The 20,906-nt window shown below is 62.7% G+C and carries 19 protein-coding genes; 4 read left to right on the top strand and 15 right to left on the bottom strand.

The genetic code is table 11. The features are described 5' to 3' along the window. Positions 1-13: 13 nt before the first annotated feature. The 6 genes from ACQY4Y_RS18500 to ACQY4Y_RS18475 all read right to left on the bottom strand — a co-directional run bounded on the left by ACQY4Y_RS18500 (position 14) and on the right by ACQY4Y_RS18475 (position 6,224). Positions 14-868 (bottom strand): TauD/TfdA dioxygenase family protein, encoded by an 855-nt coding sequence (locus ACQY4Y_RS18500; RefSeq protein WP_428492055.1) that lies wholly within the window; start codon positions 866-868, stop codon positions 14-16. A gap of 136 nt (positions 869-1,004) precedes the next feature. Next, positions 1,005-1,742, bottom strand: coding sequence for an SDR family NAD(P)-dependent oxidoreductase (locus ACQY4Y_RS18495; RefSeq protein ID WP_428493674.1), 738 nt, complete (start codon positions 1,740-1,742; stop codon positions 1,005-1,007). After that, a complete protein-coding gene (locus ACQY4Y_RS18490) occupies positions 1,630-3,291 on the bottom strand; it encodes a hypothetical protein (protein WP_428492054.1) in 1,662 nt (553 codons plus the stop codon). Before ACQY4Y_RS18490 ends, ACQY4Y_RS18495 begins: the two co-directional genes overlap by 113 nt. Positions 3,292-3,310: 19 nt before the next feature. After that, on the bottom strand, positions 3,311-4,288 hold the full coding sequence (locus ACQY4Y_RS18485) for a CobW family GTP-binding protein (protein ID WP_428492053.1): 978 nt from the start codon (positions 4,286-4,288) through the stop codon (positions 3,311-3,313). 97 nt (positions 4,289-4,385) lie between these two features. After that, on the bottom strand, positions 4,386-4,664 hold the full coding sequence (locus ACQY4Y_RS18480) for a hypothetical protein (protein WP_428492052.1): 279 nt from the start codon (positions 4,662-4,664) through the stop codon (positions 4,386-4,388). Positions 4,665-4,688: 24 nt separating this feature from the next. Further along, positions 4,689-6,224, bottom strand: coding sequence for a sodium:solute symporter family protein (locus ACQY4Y_RS18475; RefSeq protein ID WP_428492051.1), 1,536 nt, complete (start codon positions 6,222-6,224; stop codon positions 4,689-4,691). A gap of 575 nt (positions 6,225-6,799) precedes the next feature. Here ACQY4Y_RS18475 and ACQY4Y_RS18470 point away from each other — a divergent pair. The 3 genes from ACQY4Y_RS18470 to ACQY4Y_RS18460 are packed head-to-tail and all read left to right on the top strand — an operon-like array spanning position 6,800 to position 11,415. Further along, complete coding sequence (locus tag ACQY4Y_RS18470; protein ID WP_428492050.1) at positions 6,800-7,135, top strand: hypothetical protein; 336 nt, start codon at positions 6,800-6,802, stop codon at positions 7,133-7,135. Between the two features lie 30 nt (positions 7,136-7,165). Then, entirely contained in the window at positions 7,166-9,427 is a 2,262-nt protein-coding gene (locus ACQY4Y_RS18465; protein WP_428492049.1) for a N,N-dimethylformamidase beta subunit family domain-containing protein, read from the top strand. Positions 9,428-9,453: 26 nt separating this feature from the next. Next, complete coding sequence (locus ACQY4Y_RS18460; RefSeq protein ID WP_428492048.1) at positions 9,454-11,415, top strand: primary-amine oxidase; 1,962 nt, start codon at positions 9,454-9,456, stop codon at positions 11,413-11,415. Positions 11,416-11,644: 229 nt separating this feature from the next. Here ACQY4Y_RS18460 and motA read toward each other — a convergent pair whose 3' ends face one another. From motA to ACQY4Y_RS18420, 8 genes are all read right to left on the bottom strand, one after another. Beyond that, on the bottom strand, positions 11,645-12,508 hold the full coding sequence (gene motA / locus ACQY4Y_RS18455; protein ID WP_428492047.1) for a flagellar motor stator protein MotA: 864 nt from the start codon (positions 12,506-12,508) through the stop codon (positions 11,645-11,647). Positions 12,509-12,517: 9 nt separating this feature from the next. After that, a complete protein-coding gene (locus ACQY4Y_RS18450; protein ID WP_428492046.1) occupies positions 12,518-13,642 on the bottom strand; it encodes a flagellar motor protein MotB in 1,125 nt (374 codons plus the stop codon). Positions 13,643-13,782: 140 nt separating this feature from the next. Next, complete coding sequence (locus tag ACQY4Y_RS18445) at positions 13,783-14,184, bottom strand: CBS domain-containing protein (protein WP_428492045.1); 402 nt, start codon at positions 14,182-14,184, stop codon at positions 13,783-13,785. A gap of 196 nt (positions 14,185-14,380) precedes the next feature. Further along, positions 14,381-14,554: a DUF1328 domain-containing protein gene (locus ACQY4Y_RS18440; protein ID WP_428492044.1), complete on the bottom strand. Its 174-nt coding sequence runs from the start codon at positions 14,552-14,554 to the stop codon at positions 14,381-14,383. A gap of 297 nt (positions 14,555-14,851) precedes the next feature. Further along, positions 14,852-16,630: a glucan ABC transporter ATP-binding protein/ permease gene (locus ACQY4Y_RS18435; protein WP_428492043.1), complete on the bottom strand. Its 1,779-nt coding sequence runs from the start codon at positions 16,628-16,630 to the stop codon at positions 14,852-14,854. A gap of 119 nt (positions 16,631-16,749) precedes the next feature. Further along, the gene (locus ACQY4Y_RS18430) at positions 16,750-17,109 is read right to left on the bottom strand and encodes a DUF2934 domain-containing protein (protein ID WP_428492042.1); all 360 of its coding nucleotides are present in this window, start codon (positions 17,107-17,109) and stop codon (positions 16,750-16,752) included. A 212-nt stretch (positions 17,110-17,321) separates the two neighbouring features. Then, a complete protein-coding gene (locus tag ACQY4Y_RS18425; RefSeq protein ID WP_428492041.1) occupies positions 17,322-18,440 on the bottom strand; it encodes an alpha-hydroxy acid oxidase in 1,119 nt (372 codons plus the stop codon). A 184-nt stretch (positions 18,441-18,624) separates the two neighbouring features. Continuing rightward, the gene (locus tag ACQY4Y_RS18420) at positions 18,625-19,509 is read right to left on the bottom strand and encodes a glycerophosphodiester phosphodiesterase (RefSeq protein ID WP_428492040.1); all 885 of its coding nucleotides are present in this window, start codon (positions 19,507-19,509) and stop codon (positions 18,625-18,627) included. Positions 19,510-19,530: 21 nt separating this feature from the next. On the opposite strand from ACQY4Y_RS18420, the gene ACQY4Y_RS18415 reads away from it, so the two are divergent. Further along, positions 19,531-20,493: an aldo/keto reductase gene (locus ACQY4Y_RS18415; protein WP_428492039.1), complete on the top strand. Its 963-nt coding sequence runs from the start codon at positions 19,531-19,533 to the stop codon at positions 20,491-20,493. Positions 20,494-20,513: 20 nt separating this feature from the next. Here the strand turns inward: ACQY4Y_RS18415 and ACQY4Y_RS18410 are convergent, their stop codons facing one another. Further along, the gene (locus ACQY4Y_RS18410) at positions 20,514-20,906 is read right to left on the bottom strand and encodes a c-type cytochrome (protein ID WP_428492038.1); all 393 of its coding nucleotides are present in this window, start codon (positions 20,904-20,906) and stop codon (positions 20,514-20,516) included.

Here is a 20,906-nt window from a genome sequence, read left to right as displayed (position 1 = left end):
TACCGGGGAGCTGTCAGCCGTCTGACAGTGCGGGCGCGCCTCCGGCCACGGTCGTGCGATACATCAGGCGCTGGTAGCGAGTGTGGTCAAACAGGCTGGCGGTATGCAGCACCGCGCGATTGTCCCATATCACCAGATCGCCCTGCCGCCACCGGTGCGTGTAGACAAATCGATCGGTGGTGGTGTGTTCGATCAGCGTCTGGATCAGCGCCTCGCTGGCTTCGGGTTCCAGCCCCTCGATATGACTGGTCACCGCCGGGCAGAGGTAGAGCGATTTAGCTCCGGTCACTGGATGCACCCGCACCAGAGGTTGTCGAACTGGCGGAAACCGGGTCGGCAGATTATCAGCGTTCATCGGGCGGTCGGGATTCTGCCGCCTGTTCCATTGCCCCAACGTTTCCAGCGAATGCACCGCATGCAGGCCGTCGCCGCGTCGTTGCAGGTCCTTGTCCAGCATCCGCCATGCCGCCGTGGCATCGGCAAACATGGTATCGGTGCCCTCCAGCGGCACGATCTCCCCATAGAACAACGACGCGTCGGACGGCGTCGCGCGGAACGAGCTGTCGGCATGCCACTGCTCGACGCCGCGGGAGAACGACGCCTTCATCCCGTCCCGCTCGACATTGCCGACACAGAATATCTCCGGACACGAGGGCAGCGTGTTTTCGACCCGGTTGTGGATTTCCAGCGGTCCCAGGCGGCGGCTGAATGCAACCAGCGCCTGAGGCTCCACTCTGGTTTCCGGTACGATCAGGACGCGATACCGATGCAATAAAGATACGAATTCCACAAGCAGTTCGGGGCTGACGTCGCCATGGATCGGCATGCCCTGGACCTCGGCCGCGAAGGTCGGGCCAAGCTGCCGCACTGTCAGTGGCCTTGCGTCCGCGGATCCTGTTGCTTGGTAGGCAACATCCGGCATTGTCTTCGTTATGACCTGGCTCACGTTCGTCTCTTTTCAAAGCTGATTGGGGAACAGTCGCTCGCGTGCGGCCGATGCGGCGTCACGACGGCATGAACGTCCCGCCATTGGCGTGGACCGTCTGCCCGGTCATGAACGACGACCTGCCGGACGCCAGAAAAACCGCAAGGTTGGCGATGTCCTGAGGCTGCCCGATCCGGCCGAGAGGCATTGCAGCGCCCTGCGTCACCAGTTCCTGCTCCGTCATCCCGTAGCGCGGCTGCGCCGTGTCGGTGAGACCGGGCGCGATGGCATTGACGCGAATTTTCCACGGTGCGAGTTCCAGCGACATCGCCCGCGTCATCGACACGACGCCGCCCTTGCTGGCGGCGTAATGCACACCATGTGGCGAGGTGCCGAAGATCGCCGCCGACGCGATGTTGATGATCGTGCCTTGAAGCTTTGCCTCGATCATTGCCCGCGCCGCCGCCTGCGCACAGAAGAAGCCGGCTTTCAGGTTGATCGAGTGGACGAAATCCCAGTCGTTTTCCGTCATGTCCAGGAACCGCACCCGCGGGAACACGCCGGCGTTGTTGACCAGGATATCGATCTTGCCGAAGGCGTTCAACGTCGCGTCCACCAAGGCTCCCGGTGTCGCCATGGCCGAGATATCGCCGGGCAACAGCACCGCCTTGCATCCCGCTGCGCGCACCGATGCAGCGACTTCTTCAGCCGCCGGCTTGTCGTCCAGATAGTTGATGGCGAGGTCCGCGCCCTCCGCTGCCAGGGCGATTGCAATCGCCTTGCCAATCCCCTGCTGAGCGCCAGTGACCAATGCCACCCGTTCCGTCAGTTCTGCCATTTTTCATTCCTGTCTCTGAACGCGTTCCAATATCGTCGGTGTCATGACAACCGTCGCTCAGCATGTTGGCGAACCCGCCATTCAGCGTGATCGCGGGCGCACTCAGACTGCCGGCCCGCTTCGGATCTGCTCGGGGATCTTGCGGGGAATGAAAGTGCCATCGGAAAGATCGCCGTTGAACTGGCCGCCTTCCACCATGATCTTGCCGCGCAGCATGGTCATGCTCGGCCACACCGCGACCTGCCAACCGTTCCAGGGTGAGTAATCGACCGAATGCAGCGCTGATCCGTCGATGGTGTGGCTCAGCTTGGGATCGAGCAGCACGACGTCCGCGTCGGACCCGACGGCCAGAACGCCCTTGCGCGGGTAAAGCCCCATGATCTTCGCGGCGTTGGTCGAAACCAGATCGACGAAGTGCTCGACACTGAATCCGCGTTTCGTTACCATCTCTGTATACATCAGCGATATGCGGCTCCACACCGCTATTGCCGCCGGTGGTATCGTCGATACGATTGCCAAGCAGTTTCACTTGCAGCGGGCAGCACACCTCGTCGGTGGCGACGCATTGCAGCGCACCGGACCGCATGCCGCTCCATAGCGCCTTCTGGTCTTCGGGATACTTCAGCGATGGATAGGTGTGATAGATCTGCCCATTGGGCCGCTTGTAGTCCTCGGCGTTGAACATGATGTATTGGTGAAGGGTCTCGCCATAGATTGGAAAGCCTTTGGCGCGGGCTCGGGTCACCGCTTCGACGCCGGTGCGAGCACTGGTGTGCACCATATACAGCGCGGCCCCCGGCACGTTCTGTGCCAGACCGATGACCCGATTGAACGACAATTCCTCCGACATCACCGTGTGCGCTTCCGCGAGGTGCTCAAAGCCGGCCTTGTCCTCCGCGATCAGCTTTTCGTACATGTGCATAACAAGGTCATTGTCCTCGGCGTGGATCAGCGCGAGGCCGCCTTCGCGAGCGAGAACCTGCAGAACTTCCCAGATATCGCCGAATTTGGTCAGATGGGCCATGCGCCCGGGGGTGATATCGGTGGTGAACATCTTCACCGTCGGATAGCCGGCATGCACCAGCGGGGGGATCTCGTTGAGGATCGCGGTGGGCAGCGGACTTTCGACGCCGAGATGCAGCGCGTAGTCGCTGTAGCACTGCGAGTCGAACTGGCCGCGGCGGGTGTTCACTGCCTCATGCAGCGTTCCGCTGTTTTGCCAGAAGACGAAGTCGCACATTGTCGTGGTGCCGCCGAACAGGCACGCCTTGCTCACCACGCTTGGCATTTCGCTGGTGAAGCTCGCCCCGGCCGGGGCGGGCATTATCATTGAACAGTGGATATGCGGATCGATGCCGCCGGGAATGACGATCTGTCCGGTCGCATCGAGGACCCGTTTCGGGCCGGTGCCGGATAACATGCCTGGGCCAGCGATGGCGGCGATGGCGTGGCCCGTCACCGCGATGTCCGCGGGCGCGGCGCCGCTCGGCAGAACCACCGTTCCATTGGTGATAACGAGATCGAACATGGCAAGGTCTCCTGTGCTGTCAGACCGCGGCGGTGAGCTCGGCCGCCGTCCAGGGTGCGGGTCCGAATGCGGCGAAGCGGTCGAAGATATCCTCCGCGACAATGCCTCGGGTGACGAAAACAAGCCGGCTGCGCACATCCGAATCGGGCCAATCCGCCAACCATTCGGGCCGATAGATCGTGTGCTGCACCGCATGGATCACGGCAACCCGGTCGGGCCTATCCGCAAAGCTGAGCAATCCTTTCACACGCAACAGGTCCACGCCGCGTTCGGCTGCGAGCCCACCGAGCGCACGCGCGAAGGCAAAGCGCGTGGGCGGTTCAGACAGGATCAGCGAGATCGTGCGGATCGCCACGGTGTGCGCCGCTTCCGGTGCGACCGCTTGCGCAATGAAGCGCCGCCGGTTGGCCATCGCCGGCGGCTTCGCGAACAGCAGCTGGGCCAGTTCGCGCGGGCCGGGAAGTTCGATCCGTTCGGCCCACCCGTTCAGCCCGTCCAGCAGATCCGTCAGCAGCCTGTTGGGCGGCGACAGGTCGGTCTTGGTAATTACGATGCGGTCAGCAACCGCCACCTGGCTCACCGCCTCGGGATGGCGCTGCAGAGTGCCCTGCCCCGCCACGGCATCGACCAGCGTGACCACCGCGGTGAACGTCAGCACGTGGCCGAGCATCGGATCCACGGCCAGGGTGTAGAGAATCGGCGCAGGATCGGCGAGCCCGCTGGTCTCGATGACAATGCGGCTGAAGCCACGGATGGTGCCGCGATTACGACGCTCGATCAGGTTATGCATCGTGGTGACGATGTCGAGCCTGCGCACGCAGCAAAGACAGCCGTTCGGTAACTCGAGGACCTGTTCGTCGACGGTCTCCAACAGAAGATGGTCGAGCCCCATTTCGCCGGCTTCGTTGATGATCACAGCGGTGTCCGCCATGTCGGCTGATGCCAGCACGGCGCGTAGCAGCGTCGTCTTGCCGCTGCCGAGAAAGCCGGTCAGCACGGTGACCGGGATCTTCGCCGCGATGATGGGTTGGTCATTCGCCTGGTTCATCAAGCGGCATTTCGCGACTGGACTGCATTCGGAACGTGGGAGCGACTCAACCGTTCAATCCGCCCGATCGCGCCGACAGGCTTTCGGCGGTTCCGGCGAATGCGCCCCGGCTCTCGTCATCCCAGTAGGCGGCAACGATGCTCGCGGCGATGAAGAAAGCCAGCGCCATGAAATAGACGATCGAGCAGGGCAGCCCGAAGATCAGCGGCTGCGGCCCACCGGCAATCCAGTAAACCGGTGGGAAAAGACCCAGGACCGCGTCCAGCACGAACCAGATCGAGATGAAGGCGGAGCGGGGTCTTCTGGCAGGCAGGAGAGTTGGCATGCATGCGGCCCTTATCGAGAGTTATCAGGCGCGGCGCGAGGACGGACCAAGCCGCGGTTGCAGCGCGAGAGCGTCGACAGCGCCAGCGCTGGGAAGGTGGCTGCCGGTCAGCGCGAAAAGTCCGTCCACCCGCTCACGTTCGCTGGCGTTGCTTGGCAGCAGCACCGCACAGCCGACATAGATCGCGGCATTCACGATCAGCGCGATAATGCCGGAGGTGAGGCCCCACGCCCAGTCAATGCTGGTGGGATAGGCATTCTGCAGGATGATGGCGATAGCGAAGCCGACCACCGTGCCAGCTATCGCGCCGACCGCGTTGCCGCGCTTCCAGAAGATGCCGAGATACTGCGGCACCGCCAACTGGATGATCCCCTGGTAGGACAGGATGGCGAGGGTGAAGAGATGCGGGATCGTCCGTGTCGCCAGCAACGCCGAGATGAGGGTCACCGCGATCATGGCGATCTTGGCGATCACGACGGACTGCTTGTGATTGAGTGGTCGATAGTTGCCGACGATATCATTAGCGACCTGCGCGCCGGTGGCCTGGATGCCGCCGTCTACACTACCCATGGTTCCGGCCAGAACGGCGACACCGCCCAGACCCAGCAGCAATGGACCTCCCGCCATCCGGCAGACGGTGAACCACATGGTATCCGGCGCCTTGGCGACCTCCGGCAGGAAGCTGGCCAGCAGGCCGAGGACCACCAGCGCCATCGCATAGAAGAACGAGATTGGCGCACCCAACGCGCCGGCGCGCTGCACGCTGCGGACGCTGTCAGCGGTGTAGATACGGATGAAGATGGAAGGCCAGCACCAACCGCCTATGGCACCGCTGAAGATGATGGCGAACAGGTAGAGCGGGCCGGGCTTGGAACCAAGGCCCGGCGCTTGCAGCATCGACGCATGCAGTGCCATGACACTGAAGCCGTGGCCCCAGATCAACCAGCCGATCAGACCGAAAACGATCAGCGTTCCACCGACATAGGCGACGATTCCTTGCAGCATGTCGGAGATCACAACGCCTCGCATGCCCATGCGAATGGTCCAGAACTGGCGAATGACCATCAGGACCACGCCGATCAGCACTGCCGACGTTGCGCCCATCGTGCCGAGAGACAAGGACTGGAAAAGATCGCCCAGGCCCTTGAAGCCGAGTACCAGCCAAGGTATGCCCGAGACGATACCGACGAGCGCGCCAATCACCGCCAGGGCACGCGAGTTGTAACGCAGCGCAAACAAATCCGGCTGGGTCTTCAGGTCGAACAGCTTGCCCCATAGCCAGACCCGCTCGGCCATGACGTACATCAGCACCACGGTGAGCAGGCTGTAGATCGGCATGTAGAAGCCGATGACGCCGCCGCTGGCGGCCAGTCCGGTCAGGGCCAGGAAGATGCTCCCCGGCCACCAGGTATTGAGAAACGACATCATCTGATAGGCGGGGCCGAAGGAGCGGTCGGCAACCGCGTAGTCGGTGAAGGATTTGTCGGACACGTGGGCGCGCTGCAATACCACGATGACGGCGACGCAAAAGATGGCAATCAGACCGAAGGTTATGATCATGGAAGCCTGACCCTGAAGGCGTGAGGAACAATGAGGCGACTGCCAATCACGACGCGCTAGACCATCTTCAGCATGACTGTGCATGCCGGAAATGGTCCGGCTCTTGGTTTTGTCGCACGATTCACCTGCCTTGAACGTTTCGCCCACCGCGATCGTGCTTTCGCGTTCGAAACAGTCCTGATATCCATCTATGAGATCGTCCGCACAAAGATCATGCAACCCGTTCGCGTGTAACGCTAAGGCAGGCGAAGGCGTTTGCAAGCGGTTTTTTCCAGCACATTTTGCAGGCAAAGAGTCGGATTTTATGCAGCTTGCGTCGATGAATAATGATTTTCATTCGAATCGAGTATCCTGGCTCCGGCGCAGGAGGATTGGATTCTCGGCAACGCCTGTCGGTGCCTGATCGGCTGTAACCGGTTGACAGGACCGAGCGACGGAGATGGGACCAGCTTGGCGTGGCGTCGGGACTTCGCTTGCAGATCCTATGCGCCACGGCGGCATGCGCTTTGCGATCACCGCACCGTCGGTCAGGCGGTGCCATGCGCGGACGTGACACGTCCAAATCGGAGAGTTCGATGGGTCGTTACCATATTGATCCGGAATCAGATCGTCAGTTTGTCGAGGAGTTCCGCAGCAATCCGGTCGGCAAGCACAGCCCCGGTCTGATGCGCGTCTTGAGTACGCTGCGGGACGACCCGAGTGGTAAACAGATCGTGCTTTTCTGTCGCGTGCCATTCTCCGAGTGGCAGATCGCCGAAATGCCTGCCGACCGCCGGCAGCCGCTGGTCTTCGAGGACAATCCGATCTTCATCGATCGCGACGAAGCGGAATGGGAAGTCTTCCGACGCCGTTGGCATGCGGCAACGGGCGAGCGGATCAACCTACCTTTGAGATCAGCCAGTGGCGGGTGATTTCCAAGCGCTCTTTCCGAAAGAACCTCGATGCTGAAGATTCTGGGCTATCCGGACCGCTACAGCGTGGCACCTGGCGAGGAAATCTCGTTTCACATCTCACTTGAAGAGGGTGATCGTTATGACGCGCGCGTCGTCCGGGTTATCAATGGTGATTGCAATCCGGCGGGTCCGGGGCTTAATCTTCCGCATCTACCCAGTGGGGTTGATGGTCAGTATCGAGGGGTTCCACGCCGGGTCGACGCGGGCTCGTATTTCGTGGCGGCGGATTTTCCGGCCCTTGCCTCCTACCCGGCGTTCAGCTTCCGCGCGCTGATCTGGCCGACCCTGCCCGAGCGTCCGTGTCAGGTGCTGGTGGCCCAGTGGGACGCCGCCGCTCAATGTGGCTTCAAGCTGATGATAGACGATGGACGACTTTTGCTCATCGTTGGTGATGGGCGGGGCAGGATCGGGCGGGAGGAACTCGCGGTCCGCATGCTGGAACGCAAGTGGTATGTCGTTACGTTGACGATCGATCTGGCGGAGCAGCGCTTTCGGCTGGGTCAATCCGCGCTGCAAGCTGATTTCGGCGTGCAGGACAGCGGAAGTAGAGGGGGTGCGCTTCCCCTGGCAGTCGGTTACACTGAGGGCGGCGTGTATCTGGCGGGAGCGCCCCAGGCGGACGGGACGGTCGGCGAGCATTTCAACGGCAAGATCGAGGGCCCTGCCCTGCTTGATGGTGAATGGGACCAGCCGGCCCTGGCGGCGATGACCGCCAATCCGCTGCCGTCCGCACTTTCGCCCCACGTGATCTCCGCCTGGAACTTCTCGGAAGCAATCAACAGCGTGCGGGTAGCCGATATCGGTCCATCCCGCCGGCACGGCCAACTGGTCAACCTTCCCGCTCGCGGCATGAAGGGATCGAATTGGACGGGTGAGCACCATAGCTTTCAAGCCGCGCCGGCGCAGTACGGAGCGATACATTTTCATGAGGACGACGTGTACGACGCGGACTGGCCCGCCGATATCGTCTGGTCGGTTCCCGATGACCTCGCGAGCGGCGCCTACGCCCTGCATCTGTGTTGCGGTGAGACCGGGCCGGAGGCAATGCGGGAGAGCTACATTCCCTTCTTCATCCGCCCGCCGCGGACGAAGGCCGCCGGCACGAAGCGTCCGAAGGTCGCGTTTCTGGCGCCTACCTGCGCCTACATGGCTTATGCCAATCACGCCGGCCACATCATTACGCCCGGCGTGGAGGCGATGATGGGGCGGCTGCTGCATTTCGGCCACCAGGACGTCTATCTCTACGATCATCCGGAGATCGGCTATTCGCTGTACGACAAGCACGCGGACGGGTCAGGCATCTGCTATTCGAGCCGCTTGCGCCCGGTGCTCAATTGCGCGCCGCGCTATCATTCGTGGCTCGGTGGCGACGGATCAAGCCTCTATCAATACAATGCCGACACACATCTCCTGGGCTGGCTGGCGCATTACGGTATCGAATACGATGTAATAACGGATGAAGACCTGCATCACGACGGCTATGAGCTGATCAAGGACTACCGCGTGATCCTGACCGGTTCGCATCCGGAATATCATTCCACCGCGATGTGGGACGCGATGAAGGCGTGGCTCGATCGCGGTGGCCGGCTGATGTATATGGGCGGCAACGGCTGGTATTGGCGCATCGCCTTTCATGACGAGATTGCCGGCGTCATCGAGGTGAGGCGGGCAGAGGACGGCATCCGATCCTGGGAGGCTGAGCCCGGTGAATATTATCATTCCTTCAGCGGCGAATATGGCGGCCTGTGGCGCCGCTGCGGCCGGCCGCCGAATCTCATGATGGGGATCGGTTTCGTGGCGCAGGGTTTTGACGTATCATCCTTCTATCGACGAACCTCGGATGCCGACGATCCGCGCGCCGCGTTCATCTTCGAGGGCGTGCCGGATGAAATCATCGGCGACTTCGGATTGGTCGGCGGCGGGGCCGCGGGCATCGAGCTGGACTGCATCAACCCAGCTCTTGGTTCGCCGCCGAATATCCTACGCCTCGCCTCCTCCGAAGGTCATAGCCCGCTGATGCTACTGGTCAATGAGGAATTCACGTCAACCCTGCCTAACCTCGGTGGCGACCAGAATCAGCGAGTGCGAGCGGATCTTACTTTCATGGAAACCGCCGCCGGTGGCGCAATCTTCTCGACAGGCTCGATCGCCTGGTGCGGCTCGCTTCCGTGGCAGGGCTATGAAAACAACGTCTCCCGCATCACTCTGAACACACTTCGCCGCTTCATGGACGACCGAGCGTTCGGCTGACGGCAGACACCAGGGGTAACAGACGCATGGACGTGGAATCCTGCCATACGAAGCCGGCCGGCACCGGAGCCTCCTTTCAACACCCGCTTGATCCACTCTCGGCCGCGGAACTCACTCGGACGACCCAGCTTATCCGCGACCATTACAGTTGGGGCGACGATCTGCGCGTGGAAACCATCGATCTGGACGAGCCGTCCAAAGAGGTCGTGCGCGCCTATGTCGAGGGCGCGCACATCCAGCGGGTGGCGCGCTTCAATATCTATCGCCGCGGCGTCATGGGTGTTGTTTCCGGCAAGTTCGACCTCGAGAACGGCGCGCTTCTGTGGCAGGTCTTCCGTGAAGATGCGCGCGCCATGGTGGCGATCGAGGAGGTCCTGCAGATTGAAGCCAAGGTCAAGGCGGATCCGCGATTCCGCGAAGCATTGGACCGCCGCGGACTGCTGGACGAGGTCGATTTCATGTGCATCGATCCCTGGACAGTGGGCGACTTCGGCCACGCGATCGAGCGAGGCCGCCGGGTGCTCAATTGCTTCGTCTGGATGCGCGGCTTTCCGCTCGACAACTACTACGCCCATCCGGTCGAGGGCCTTCATGCCTTGATCGACGTCAGCACGCTGGAGGTTCTAAAGGTCGAGGACCACTTCGAGCAAAACGGCGATTACATCCCCGTGCCGCGCACCCCGCTCAACTACGATGCAGAGGTACTACGCGATTTCCGGGCGCCCTCGGCACCGCTCGACGTGGTGCAGCCCGACGGTCCCGGCTTCCGTGTCCACGGCAACAAGGTCAGTTGGGAGAACTGGGACTTCCGCGTCGGGTTCAACGGCCGTGAAGGGCTTGTGCTGCACACTGTCGGTTATACTCATAACGGACGGCGGCGTCCGATCCTATATAGAGCCTCGATCGCCGAAATGGTGGTTCCCTACGGTACGCCGGAGCGCAGCCACTACCGCAAGAACGTTTTCGACAGCGGTGAAATCGGCTTCGGCCGCATGGCGAATTCCCTCACGCTTGGCTGCGACTGCCTAGGGGCGATCCGCTACTTCGATGCCGAATTGCCGGATCTTTTCGGGTCCCCACGCAGCATCAAGAATTGCGTGTGCCTGCACGAGGAGGATGCCGGCCTGTCGTGGAAACACACCGATGTTCGGACCCAACGTGTGGACGCGCGGCGGGCACGGCGGCTGGTGATCTCCTCGATCTCGACGATCGGAAATTATGAATATGCCTCATATTGGTATCTACACCAGGACGGCCGTATCGAGTACGAGATGAAGGCGACCGGGATCATCAACACTGCGGCGTGTCATCCAGGGCAGCCAGGCCGCTTCGGCACCGAGGTGGCGCCAGGCGTTGTTGGCCACATCCATCAACATGTCTTCTGTGCGCGCCTCGATATGGAGGTAGATGGGCCGAACAATACCGTTGTGGAATGCGACACGCGCGCCCTGCCCGTCAGTTCCGACAATCCGCATGGCAACGCTTTCATGATGGAGGAAAGACCGTTACGGTCGGAACTAGAAGCGCAGCGCGATTTCGACTTCGGCAAAATGCGCTATTGGCGCATCATCAATGCAGAGAAGAAGAACTGGGTCGGTCAGGCGACGGGCTATAAGCTTGAAGCTGGGTCTTCGGTGCAGCCCTTCACCCACCCGGACAGTCCATCGGGCCGGCGCGGGCGCTTCATTCAGCACCAGCTCTGGGTTACGCCGTTCGACGCCGCCGAACGCTTCCCCGCCGGCGAGTTCGTCAATCAGTCCAAGGGTGAGGAAGGTCTACCGAGCTGGACGCGGGCAAACCGGCATCTGGAAAATACCGACATTGTTGTTTGGCACAGTTTCGGTCTGCATCATTTGCCGCGACCGGAAGATCATCCGGTGCAGCCTTGTGTTGTCTGCGGTTTCAAGCTCATGCCCTCCGGCTTCTTTGACCAGAACCCGGTGATCGATCTGCCGCCGACCACCAATGCCAGAAGCTGCTGCGCGTGAGGCCTCCGCGACGTGGCGCGTCCAAGCGACTGCTGACGAACTGCAACATCTTGTCGTAGAGTCGCATGGTTGCTGCGGTTTCTTGTTGCCGGGGGTATCGGATAAGGGTTTTCGGGCACCGCAGAACCTGGAGGCTTGCCACCCGCCGCGTCCATCCATTTCGCAAACATGGACGACGGAACTGCGAATGAGATGCCTGATCCAGACTTCTACGCATAGCGCACCCGGATTACATCGGTATGGACTGTACCGCCTCTTCCAGTTCCGAGAATGTCGGCATGTGCTCGCTCGGCACCATTTTACGGCCGGATTCCACGCTGACCTGCGGCGCGTTGCCATAAAGATGCGTCACCAGCACCGCCCGGATCACCTCGAGGTATTTCGCTTCCTCCTCGACGATGGCTTTCATCCGGATGGAGAAGGGTCCGGCGATACCGTAGGCCAGCAGGATGCCAAGAAACGTCCCGGTCAGCGCGCCGCCGATCATTGCTCCTAGAATCGCCGGCGGCTGATCGATGTGCGACATCGTCTTGATCACACCCAGCACGGCCGCGACGATCCCCAGCGCCGGCAGCGCATCGGCCATGGTCTGCATGATGTGCGACGGATGTAATTCCTCGAGCAGGGTTTTCTTCAGTTCTCGCGCCATGACGTCTTCGATCTGGTTGGGATCGTCGGCATTCATTCCGACCATGCGCAGATAGTCGCAGATGATCGTGCTCGCGTGATGATTGGCCAGGACCTTGGGAAACTTCTGGAACGCCGCGCTCTCGCTGGGCTTTTCGATATGCGGCTCCAGCGCCATCGCCCCCTTGGTGCTGGCGATGCGGACCAGGAAATACAACAGGCTGAGCAGGTCGATATAGTCCGCCTTCTTGAACGCCGCCCCTTTCAGCATCTTGCCAAACGAGCCAAGCGTGTGTTTGACGTCGTGCATGCTGTTGGCCATCAGCATCGTGCTGATCGCTGCGCCCCCGATGGTCCACATCTCGAACGGCACGGCTTCGATCAGCGGCGCCATGCTGCCGCCGGACGTCAGGTAGCTGCCCAGCACGCAGGCAAACAACAGAACCAACCCGCCGATGGTCAGCATGACGGAGCTTCAGGGACTGGCACGGGCAGGAACATCGGCTGTGGTCTGCTGTTGGGCTGCCGGAGCGGGAACGGGCGCGACCGGGGGCGCCTGGCGCATGACCAAAATGGCGATCCGCCGATTGGCCGCGGCCATCGGATCGGCCGGCAACAGCGGGTCACGATCGGCATCACCGGTCACCGACTTCACCCGCGCTATCGGAAACCCGCTTTCAACCAGCAGTCGTCGTGTGGCGTTGGCGCGTTCCGCCGACAACTCGAAATTGGTGCGGTCAGGACCGGGGAACGGCGCCGCATCGGTATGGCCGGCGATCGAGATCGGCTGGCTCAGCTTCATCAGCACCGGCGTGATCTTCTGCAGCAGCAACCTGGCCCGCTCATTCGGCACCGACGACCCGGTCGGAAACATCGGTAACTTGACCTCATCCACGATCTGAACCCGCAGGCCCTCGGGGGTCATGTCGATGGTGAGTTGCTTGGCGAGGTCAGCCAGCGCCGGATCGCTGCGCACTGCGTCCTGGATCTGCCGAGCCGCCTGCTCGAAAGCCGCCTTCTCCTGGCGGGCCTTTTCCGCCGCCAGATCCGCCGCGGTGATCGTGTGGGTGTCAGGCTGGCCTTGGCGAATCACATCCGAGGCGCCCCCGGGACCGGGCGCGGGGCGGGTGGCTTTCTGCCCCATGGGCTTGTCGTCGGTGTCGGAATCCTGATCCTCGGTAGCCGGTCCCTGGCCGACGCCGTCGCCGGACTTGGCTCTGTGGGTCTCGGTGTAAACCGGGTCTTCGCCATCATCGGTGCGCTCGACCACCGGACGCTTGCCCTGGACGATCTCGACGGCGCCGCGATCGGACACCAGTGCTCCGTCGTCGAACGCGGTGTGGCCGCCGAACGGCTGACCGGTGCCGGAAGACGCATGAGACAGCAGATTGTTCGGGCTGAAATAATCCGCGAGGCCCTTGCGTTGGTCCTCGGTTGTCGCGTTGAGCAGCCACATGAGCAAGAAAAACGCCATCATGGCGGTCACGAAATCAGCGTATGCGACCTTCCAGGCGCCGCCGTGGTGGCCGCCCTCGACGATCTCATACTTTTTGACGATGACGCTGCCTTTGCCGCCCTTCTTCTCGTGCTTACCTGCCATGTGTGCCCTCCGCAGAGGGCCGCAACATGGCGTGCAAACGTTAACCGATTGCTAATCCGGCGAATAATCCAGTTGCCGGCAAGCAACGGCTCGGGAAAAACTGGCCTTTGGCCGCTGACTTGTTGGCCGGTTTGCGATGATCAGGCTGATCCGGCGACGTAGGCCGTGAGACTTTCCACCACCGTGTCCTGCTGCATGATGCGGGCTTTGACGACGTCGCCGATGCTGATCAAGCCGATCAGCGTGCCATGGTCGATCACCGGCAGGTGCCGGAAGCGGCCGACGGTCATAAGCTGCATCGCTTCGTTCACGGTGGTGCCGGGATTCGCAACCTGCACGGCGCGGGTCATCAACTGGCCGGCCGTCATCTCCAGCATGCGGGCGCCGTTGGCTGCCAGGCATCTGACAATGTCGCGTTCGCTGACAATGCCCAGCATTTGTTCTTCATGATCGATCACCAGAACAGCGCCGATGCGGCGTTCGGCCAGCAATACGGCAACGTCCGGCACCGTGGCGGTGGGAGCGATCGTTCGTTGATACACTGTAACCTTTGTGCTTCAGAATTGTAGCGACCGTCATCTTCCTGCCCCTTCTTTCTTGGGACGAGATTGCGATCGAACCGGTCATCAGAAGCGGATCGTCAGGCCAGATCGCGCACCCGCAGTTCCTCAAGCCAGGCAGCATGCGCTTTCCAATGATCAAAATGCAACTTTTAGACGTGCAGTGCAGCAAAAGGCGCTACCACAGGGTACTCCCCGCCATCAAACCGGCGACGAGCAGGACGACGAAGATCACGATCGCAATGAAGAACAGGACACGAGCGATGTCGGCGGATGTAGCGGCAACGCCGCCAAAGCCAAATATCGCCGCAACGATCGAAATAACGAGAAAGAACAAAGCCAATCGCAGCATGCCGGGGTTCCATCCATTGGGGCGACGCGAAAATGCCTGGGAGCGCGATTGCGCCGGGGCCAAGTTCAAGACAGGTTAGTCATGCGGCAGTCATAGAATTGAGAGCGTTGCCACGCTGTAAAGGCCGCCTGGCAACGCTTCCGAGTACTATCCTGTCCCCGCGCTGACTAGACCATCTCCAGCATGACCCTGCATGCTGGAAATGGTCTAGTTCTTTGTTTTATCGAATGATTCACGCGCCTTGAACGTTTCGCCCACCGCGATCATGCTCAGGCGTCACACGTCATTTACACGTGATCACTCCGCCGCCACCATATCGGCCGCTGCGGGCGAGAGCTGGGTTTCCACCAGACTGGCAAAATGGCCCTGGCGCGCAAGCAACGAGTTGAAATTGCCCCTCTCGACAATACGGCCACCATCGAACACAAGAATCTCATCGGCATCGCGCACCGTCGACAGGCGGTGGGCAATGATGAACGTGGTGCGCCCCGCCATTAGCGTTTTCAACGCCTTGCTGACGCGTGCCTCGGTCGCCGCATCGAGGGCGCTGGTCGCTTCGTCCAGGATCAGGATGGGCGGATTCTTCAGCAGCGCTCGGGCGATGGCAAGCCGCTGGCGCTGCCCGCCCGACAACGTGGTGCCGCGCTCGCCGATCATGGTGTCGTACCCGTTCTGCTGACGGATGATGAATTCATGCGCATCGGCCATCCGGCAGGCCTGCTCGATTTCTTCCTCGGACGCCTCCGGCCGCCCAACCAGCAGATTGTCGCGGATCGAGCGATTGAACAGCAGGCTTTCCTGGAACACCACGCCGATATTGGATCGCAGACTGTCCAGGGTGATGTCGCGCAGATCCTGACCGTCGATGATGATGCGGCCCGAATCGGGATCCCACAACCGCTGCAGAAGCGTCATGGCGGTGGACTTGCCGGCGCCGGTATGCCCGACCAGCGCCACCGACTTGCCGGGGCGGGCCTGGAAGCTGACATCGCTGAGTACCGCGGCACCGCTGGCCGGGTAGGCGAACGAGACGTTGTCGAACCTTACCTCGCCACGCGGCGCCCACAGCACCCGCGCGTCGTCCTTCTCCGGCACTGAACTGCGCTCATCGAGAATGTTGAAGAAGTCCTCCAGCGCCGGCAGCTTGAAGAACAGCGAGGACACGAACGATGCAGCCGTCTCGAGCCGACCGATCAACAGCATGGCGAAACCCATGAAGCTGACGATCTCACCGACGCTGGCCATGCCGTTCATGTGCAGCCAGGTGCCCACCAGCACGATCGTGATGATCGCCAGCGTGCTGGAGGCGCGCGTCATTACGTTCACCAGTGCCCACCAGTTCAGCACCGGGAACTGATGACGGATCACCTGGTTGGCGATGTCGCTGAATAGATGTGCCTCGGCCGAGAGCCGGGTAAACGACTGCACTACCATGACGTTGGTCAGAGCGTCTTGCGCGGTGCCGGCGAGCGAAGAATTCAAGCCCTCGACGCGGCGTTGCGCGGTCTCGGTCTTTTTGACCACGATGGCGGTGAATACCAGGAAGATGGTTACCAGGGCGATCAGCACCAGCCCCAGACGCCAGTTCAGGAACAGCGTCATCGGCAGCAGCACCACCGCCGACAGAATGGTCGAAAGCTGATCGCGAAAGAACACCAACCAGGTGGCGAACAAGCCATCGGTGCCGGTCAGCATGCCTTTGATCAACCGGCCGGAATGCGTTCCGCCATGAAACGACAGCGGCAAGCCCAAAACATGTTGGAAGTAGCGGCCCATGGATTTGATCCGATGCCGATGGGCGAGCCGTTCGGTCTGCAACGCGACAGCGATGTTGCTGACGATGCCGCCGATGCCGACAGCGACCCAGATGCCCAACAAAACCGCCGCGTCGTGCCAAAGCTCGCCATGTGGCAGCTTGTCCGATCGCGAAAGCAGATTGACCACCCGGCCGAACAACACCGGATCAAGAAACTGCAGTCCGGCAACCATCAGGTTGGCGAATGCCAGAAACCCTGCAATCCGAAGGTCTCGCCCAAGCAGGCCAAGCACCCGGCCATAGATTTTGAAGAAACGCATCTGACTATCCCTGCGGCGCCGCGAACGGCTCTTAACTGCTGGGCATCAAATGCGGGTCGGGTGTGGCATCAGTTGGGCAGGCGGGTAAAAAAAACTTCACCCCACGCCAGCGTGATCGATTATGGCGCTTTTTTTGGCTTCGCCCGGCTGCGACGCTTGGCCGCCGGCGTCGTTTTGACCTCACCCTGATCGGCTAGACGATCAGGAAACTCGCCCAGATTGTCTTGGATCTCGGCCTCTTCGATACCGGTCTCGCGCGGCGACTCGGGGCTGGTCTGCGGATTGGGCAGCAGCGCACTGCCGGCGCTTTCCTCCATGCCAATCAACTCGCGCGCGCGTTCCCAGTACTCCACATCGCGGCCGTGCGGTTTGCCCTCGCTTTCCCACAGATGATAGGCGCGCTCACGCACCCGCTGCTCGCGACCAGGATCGATGACCAGGGGATTGCGGGTGGATGAACCAGCCGGATTACGTGCCATTAAGCCTCTCGATCGCGATCAAGTCGCCGGTTCCGTCAAAGTCACCCCGAACCGACCTTCTGAGCGCGTTAATCATAGAATAAGACAGACAGATAGGGTGGCCTCGCTCGTCCGGACTACACCGAAGACGCTCTAACGTCGCGATACTGGCAGCGTTGCATGGGTCGACGGCAACGCTGCCAAGCTGGCGCCCCCGCCAATCAAGCGCGCCGCTACAGACGGTATTCCGGCGTCGGCTGCAACAGCGGAAACGCGCTGTGCGCATGCGGCTGGGTGACCCGGGGCGCGTCGCGGAAAACGTAGCCGGGATGCAATTCGCCCAGACTGCGAGCCCCGGCCAGCGCCATCGCGACGCCGAATTCATGCTCCAGCAGTTCCAGCATCTTGTGCACGCCGGCGTCGGCGTCCGCCGCCAGCGCGTAGCAGTACATCCGGCCCATCGCGACTGCATCGGCCCCCAGCGCGATCGCCTTCACGATGTCGGTGCCGCGGCAGATGCTGCCGTCGACGATAACCTTGGCGCGTCCGCGCACCGCGGCCATGACCTCAGGCAACACATCCATCGAGCCGCGCCCGTGGTCGAGCTGGCGCCCGCCGTGGTTGGAGACGTAGACGCCATCGACGCCATGTTCGCAGCACAGCGCGGCGTCCTCGGCGGTGGCGATGCCTTTCAGGATCAGCGGGATGTCGTGGTGATCCTTGAAGTGCTTGACGTTGTCCCAGGTGAAGCCCGCCTGGTAGCTCTGTCCGGTGGCGACGGCGCGCCACGGCTTGACGAAGCGCCCGGCGATGTCGCGCTCGCGGCGCGAATAGGCAGCGGTATCGACGGTGATGGCAAACGCGTCGTAGCCGGCATCGACCGCGCGCTTCACCACGTCGTCGATCCAGGCGGTGTCGCCGCGCACGTAGAGCTGAAAGATCTTCGGCCCCGTTGCCGCCGCGGCGGCTTCCTCGAGCCCGGGCGCGGTGACCGAACTGACCATGATCGGAATCCCGAACGCCGAGGCCGCGCGCCCAGCGGTCGCGGCTCCCCCGGGGTGGAACGACTCGAGCGACCCGACCGGGGCCAGCATCACCGGCAGGCGCAGACGGCGGCCGAACAGGGTGGTGCCGAGGTCCAGCTTCGACACGTCGACACAGACCCGCGGGCGCAGCGCCAGCGAATCGAGCGCCAGACGGTTGCGCCGCAGCGTGGTCTCGGTTTCCGCGGCGCCAACCAGATAGCCCCAGATATGGTCGGACAGCCTGGCCCGGGCGGCGGGGATGAATTCGTGCAGGCACTGGAAATCGCCGGTCGGTTCGAACAGGTGCTTGGCTTCTGCTTGGTCCATGATCCCAACCCTCGCGGCGGCGTGCGTCAAATGCTGCCATATCAGGCATCGGCGCGGCAAAACACGCAAGAGCGGATCGGCGCGATTGGGACGACCAACACAGGACGGGCGACACAGGAGGGGCGACCTGAGAAGGGCGAGCTGGGACCGCCGGACTACGAGAGGGCGGCCGCCGGCAGGGCCGCTATCGCGCCAGTTGCAGCGCCAGGTCGGGCCGGTCGGAGATCAGTCCATCCGCGCCCCAGTCGATCATTCGGCGCATATCACTGGGCCGATTGACCGTCCAGGGCAGGACCGACAGGCCGAGCGCGTGGGCCTCGACGATCTGGGCTTCGGTCAGGTCGCTGTGGTCGGGCGCCCAGACCGGTCCGCCCTCGGCGGCGACAGCGGCGGGAACGGTGCGGCCGGGGATGGCGCTCAGCCCTGGGGCGTCCCACCACAGGGCGGCATCGCGAACGGTTTCGGCGCGGGTCAACCACGCCAGGGTGATGTCGGGGCGGGTGCGATGGATGTGACGCGGCACGCGCCAGTCGAATGATTCGACGATGACGCGGGATGCGGCGCCGGCCTGGTCGACCACTGCCACTGTGGCATCAGCCAGCAGGTGCGGCGGCGCGGTCCAGCCCGGGTGAGCCGGATCGGTCTTGACCTCGATGGTGAAGCGGGCATCCGGCAGCGCGGTCAGAACCGCCGCCAGGGTGGGGATGCGGGTGCCATCGCGCGGCCGCTGGTCGGGAAACAGCATCGCCGTGCGCGACCCGGGGCGGATGCAGCCGACGTCGTAACGGTTCAATTCGGCGTGGCGCAGGGTGTGGATCGTGGGTCCGCGCCGTTCCAGCCAGCGGCCCGAGGCGTCGCGGGTCAGATCGGGGTTGAGCGCCGGGTCATGCGACAGCACCACGACGCCGTCGGCGGTCATGGCGACATCCAATTCGAACCCCGACACGCCGAGGGCGGAGGCGGCGAGAAAACCCTCGAGCGTGTTTTCCGGAAACAGCGCGCGTGCGCCGCGATGGCCCTGAATATCGAATGGTCGCTTGTTCGGCACCGCCCTGTTAACGTCTATCATCCCCAAGCACCAGGAGCCTTCATGCACTATACCACGCTCGGCCGGACCGGTCTGCGGGTCAGCGTCGCCGGCCTGGGCTGCGGCGGCTTCAGCCGGCTGGGCCTCGGCACCGGGCAGTCCAATGAGCACGCGGTGGGCATCATCCGCAACGCGCTCGACCTTGGCGTCAACCTGATCGACACCGCGGCGGTGTATGGCACCGAGGACGTGGTCGGTGCGGCACTGCGCGGCGTGGCGCGGGACAGCGTGGTGGTCTGCACCAAGGCGTCGAAACCGGCGGGCACCGAGACGTTCAGCGTCGACGAGGTGATCCGCAGCCTGGATGCGTCGCTGCGACGCCTGGGGCTGGATTATGTCGACGTGTTCCAGCTTCATGCCGTCCCGCCGGCCGCCTACGACCACGTCCGCGAGGTGATCGCGCCGGCGCTGTTGAAGCAGCGGGAGCGCGGCAAGTTCCGCTTCCTGGGTATCACCGAAACGGCGCCGAACGATCCCGAACAGATCATGCTGAACCGTGCCGCCAGGGATGGGCCGTGGGACACCGCGATGCTGGCGTTCCACTTGATGGACCAAGTGGCACGCAAACAGGTGTTTCCCCACACCATCGCCAATCGGATCGGCACGCTGATGATGTTCGCAGTGCGAGGCATCTTTGCCCGTCCGGCGCAGCTTGGGGCGACCATGCGGGACCTGGCCAAGGCCGGTGAGGTTCCGGCGTGGCTGGCGGAAACCGACGAGCCGCTGTCGTTCCTGATCCACGACGCCGGCGCCAGCAGCCTGACCGACGCGGCCTATCGCTATGTGCGGCACGAACCGGGCGTCGATGTCGTGTTGTTCGGCACCGGCGACGCGGCGCATCTGCGGTCCAACGTGGCGTCGATCCTGAAGCCGCCGCTGCCGGCGGCGGATCGGGAGAAGTTGCGGGACTTGTTCAGCCACCTGCGCGGCGTCGGGCTGGAGGTGCCCCCGGCGCGGGCACGGTGATGGCGGGTGGCGGGTGTGGGTTACTTTGGCCCTTTGTACTTCGCCAGGTAGGCGACGATCGCCGGCACGTCGGCTTCGTCGACTGGGGCTTTGTATTGGCCTCGCATCTTTTCGACCTCGGCCCGCCAGGCGGCGCGGGTCAGCGTCGGCTGATTGAGCACCATGCCGGCGGAGTGGCAGGTCAGGCAGTTGGCGTTGATCGCCTCGGCGTCACCGCTGCCAGGAAACGTGCGGTCGCTGTTCGGGAGGTCGACGCTGACCGAGTGCAGCGTTATTCCGGCGGCCGAGACGGTCGATGCGGCCGCCGCGGGTTGCGCCACGGGTTGCGCCACGGGTTGCTGGGCGATGGCGGGCGTCGCGACCAGGGACGCCCCGAGGCCGGCGATGACGCCAAGGGTGATGAAGCGGGACAT

It is taken from the genome of Rhodopila sp., from assembly GCF_965277165.1.
In the GTDB taxonomy this organism is placed as follows: Bacteria; Pseudomonadota; Alphaproteobacteria; order Acetobacterales; family Acetobacteraceae; genus Rhodopila.
This window is presented reverse-complemented; position numbering and strand designations above follow the sequence as displayed.